The 3,089-nt window shown below is 51.1% G+C and carries 4 protein-coding genes; 2 read left to right on the plus strand and 2 right to left on the minus strand.

All coding sequences use genetic code 11. The annotated features are described in order from the left end of the window. Positions 1–1,631, plus strand: a 1,631-nt coding sequence (locus P5683_RS23735) for a WD40 repeat domain-containing protein (RefSeq protein WP_315645933.1), incomplete at its 5' end; no start/stop codon positions are given. Between the two features lie 328 nt (positions 1,632–1,959). Beyond that, positions 1,960–2,061 (plus strand): type II toxin-antitoxin system HicA family toxin, encoded by a 102-nt coding sequence (locus P5683_RS26585; protein WP_368663646.1) that lies wholly within the window; start codon positions 1,960–1,962, stop codon positions 2,059–2,061. A 14-nt stretch (positions 2,062–2,075) separates the two neighbouring features. Here P5683_RS26585 and P5683_RS23740 read toward each other — a convergent pair whose 3' ends face one another. Next, the gene (locus P5683_RS23740) at positions 2,076–2,480 is read right to left on the minus strand and encodes a type II toxin-antitoxin system VapC family toxin (protein WP_193520628.1); all 405 of its coding nucleotides are present in this window, start codon (positions 2,478–2,480) and stop codon (positions 2,076–2,078) included. After that, positions 2,477–2,722: a hypothetical protein gene (locus P5683_RS23745; protein ID WP_006669411.1), complete on the minus strand. Its 246-nt coding sequence runs from the start codon at positions 2,720–2,722 to the stop codon at positions 2,477–2,479. The genes P5683_RS23740 and P5683_RS23745 overlap by 4 nt, the downstream gene beginning before the upstream one ends. Positions 2,723–3,089: the final 367 nt, after the last annotated feature.

Raw genomic sequence — 3,089 nt, forward strand, 5'->3', positions numbered from 1 at the left:
CCCCGGACGGGAAACAAGCGGTTTCCGCATCATTCGATAAAACCCTGAAACTGTGGGATTTGGCTACCGGGTCGCAACTGGCTACCTTCACCGGGCATAGTGGCTCGGTATATGCAGTAGCCATTACCCCAGACGGGAAACAAGCGGTTTCTGCATCCGGGGATAACACCCTGAAAATGTGGGATTTCGCTACGAGGAACCTGTTAGCCACCTTCAGAGGACATAGGGGCAAGGTAAGAGCAGTAGCGATCGCCCCCGACGGGAAACGAGCGGTTTCCGCATCCTCTGATAACACCCTGAAACTGTGGGATTTGGCTACCGGGTCGCAACTGGCTACCTTCAGGGGGCATAGTGGTCCGGTATATGCAGTAGCCATTACCCCAGACGGAAAACGAGCGGTTTCCGCATCCTGGGATAACATCCTGAAGCTGTGGGATTTGGCTACCGGGTCGCAACTGGCTACCTTCAGGGGGCATAGTGGTCCGGTATATGCAGTAGCCATCACCCCGGACGGTCAACAAGCCGTTTCCGCATCCTGGGATAAAACCCTGAAACTGTGGGATTTGGCTACCGGGTCGGAATCGTTCGACTACGCTCACCAACCACTGGCTACCTTCAGGGGGCATAGTTGGCCGGTATATGCAGTAGCGATCGCCCCGGACAGTCAACAAGCGGTTTCCGCATCCTCTGATAAAACCATGAAACTGTGGGATTTGGCTACCGGGTCGCAACTGGCTACCTTCACCGGGCATAGTGGCTGGGTAAATGCAGTAGCCATTACCCCAGACGGGAAACGAGCGGTTTCCGCATCCTGGGATAACATCCTGAAGCTGTGGGATTTGGCTACCGGGTCGCAACTGGCTACCTTCACCGGGCATAGTGACTCGGTATATGCAGTAGCCATCACCCCAGACGGCAAACAAGCGATTTCCGCATCCAAGGATAAAACCCTAAAACTGTGGGATTTGGAGACCGGGACGGAACTGGCTACCCTCACCGGGCATAGTAGCTGGGTAAATGCAGTAGCGATCGCCCCAGACGGTCAACAAGCGGTTTCCGCATCCTGGGACAATACCCTGAAACTGTGGGATTTGGCTACCGGGTCGGAATGGTTCGACTACGCTCACCAACCACTGGCTAACTTTAGGGGGCATAGTGACTGGGTAAATGCAGTAGCCATTACCCCGGACGGCAAACAAGCGATTTCCGCATCCAGGGATTGCACACTGAAACTGTGGGATTTGGCTACCGGGTCGCAACTGGCTACCTTCACCGGGCATAGTAGCGAGGTATATGCAGTAGCCATCACCCCAGACGGCAAACAAGCGATTTCCGCATCCAGGGATTGCACACTGAAATTGTGGGATTTGGCTACCGGGTCGCAACTGGCTACCCTCAGCGGGCATAGTGATTGGGTACGAGCAGTAGGTATTACCCCCGACGGTCAACAAGTGGTTTCCGCATCCAGGGATTGCACCCTGAAACTGTGGGATTTGGAGACGGGGAAAGAGTTAGCCACCTTTACCGGGGAGGCTGCAATGCTTTCCTGTGCGGTTGCACCGGATGGGGTGACGGTGGCGGCGGGGGATGGGTCGGGGGTGGTGCATTTCCTGCGGTTGGAGGGGGTGTGAGAAACCGGATTTCTCTAATCAGCTTCGGGAAAAAGGTGCGGTTCGCAGCAACCCGGTTTCTAGGCTGTGGGTTGCTGAGTGAGGTGTTAACAGATCGGCTAAAATCCTGATTAGATAGCCATTAGAGACAAACGATGAAGATTAAAGCAATGATTTGGCCAGAAGATGAAGTCCAGGTTCAGTACCCGCCCTTCCCAATTGTCACACCTGGGCATCGAGCTATGAAGAGTTGTTAGAAATGCTTGCAGATGCAGTTCTTTCTTTGGCTGGAAGTGGCGAGTGAACAACAGGAAGTCACCCCAGAAAAACAGTTCATTGAGTTATCTTTATGAAATCGATTTCTGGTAAAGCACTCTGTAAAATTGTGGAACAACAGGGTTGGCAGCTAAAACGAATCACAGGCAGCCATCATCTCTATACGATCGGTTAGGGGGGCAAGAAACGCTATGTCTCTGGCTCCCAATCTTCCCACTGTAAACCCTCTACTCGACTAAATTCACGGACATTGTGGGTTACTAGGGTGAGATGATGTGCCAGGGCGATCGCCGCAATTTGTAAGTCATAAGACCCGATAGGAGTCCCCTTAAATTCCAATTGCGATCGGATTATGCCAAATAAATTTGCCGCCACATCATCAAAGGGAAGAGAGATAAATTGCGAGAGAAATTCTGTCTGTAACCTGAGATTTTTTTCGGGATTGGCACTTTTCATAGAACCGTAAAAAAGCTCTGCTTTGACGACTGAACACACAGCAACTTCTTTGCGATAAAACTCCAATCTCTTCTTCAGAGCTAAGTTCTTGCCGCGTAAATAGATAATGCAGCTATTTGTATCCAGCAAAAATCTCATATAATCGGTTGGCGATCGCCTTGTTCGGGTTGGGGATGGCGGATAAATGTTTCATCGTCAATACAGCCATAGTATTGCTCCAGGGAATTGTCTTCGTCTCCAGGGGTGCTTTCTAGTGTGGGTGTTGCCTCTGGAAAAGGCAGCGGAGTTGGCTGCAAAGATTCCACCAGGAGTTTGAGCAATGCCCAGCGATCGCCTAGAGGTAAATCTAAGACTTGTTTTTGCAATTGTTGGAAGGTCATAATGGTTAGCGATTATTGAAAGATTTGAGGTTTGATGGTAGCAACTCAAGTTTAGCAAATCTGGATTAAGCTCGATGGTAAGAGCGTGAAACGAAGCGATCGCGCTCCCAGCCTAGCCGACTGTGTTGTGTAAAGCGATCGCACCAGGAGTAGGTTGGGTGAACTCCGTAAACCCAACAAATCAGTAGGTTATATGAACCCAGGAAACCTGACAAAAACTTAATTACCCCCAGCCTAGCCGACTGTGTTGGGTTTCGCGATCGCTCCACCCAACCTACTAGAGTCCGACTGTGTTGTGTAAAGCGATCGCGCCAGCCAACCTACTAGAATCCGACTGTGTTGTGTAAAGCGATCGCACCAGCCAACG

This window comes from Limnospira sp. PMC 1279.21 (assembly GCF_032349615.1).
GTDB lineage: Bacteria > Cyanobacteriota > Cyanobacteriia > Cyanobacteriales > Microcoleaceae > Limnospira > Limnospira fusiformis.

Coding starts and splice junctions, on each gene's coding strand:
- P5683_RS26585 (WP_368663646.1), top strand. CDS start 1,960: ATGAAATCGATTTCTGGTAAAGCACTCTGTAAAATTGTGGAACAACAG.
- P5683_RS23740 (WP_193520628.1), bottom strand. CDS start 2,480: ATGAGATTTTTGCTGGATACAAATAGCTGCATTATCTATTTACGCGGC.
- P5683_RS23745 (WP_006669411.1), bottom strand. CDS start 2,722: ATGACCTTCCAACAATTGCAAAAACAAGTCTTAGATTTACCTCTAGGC.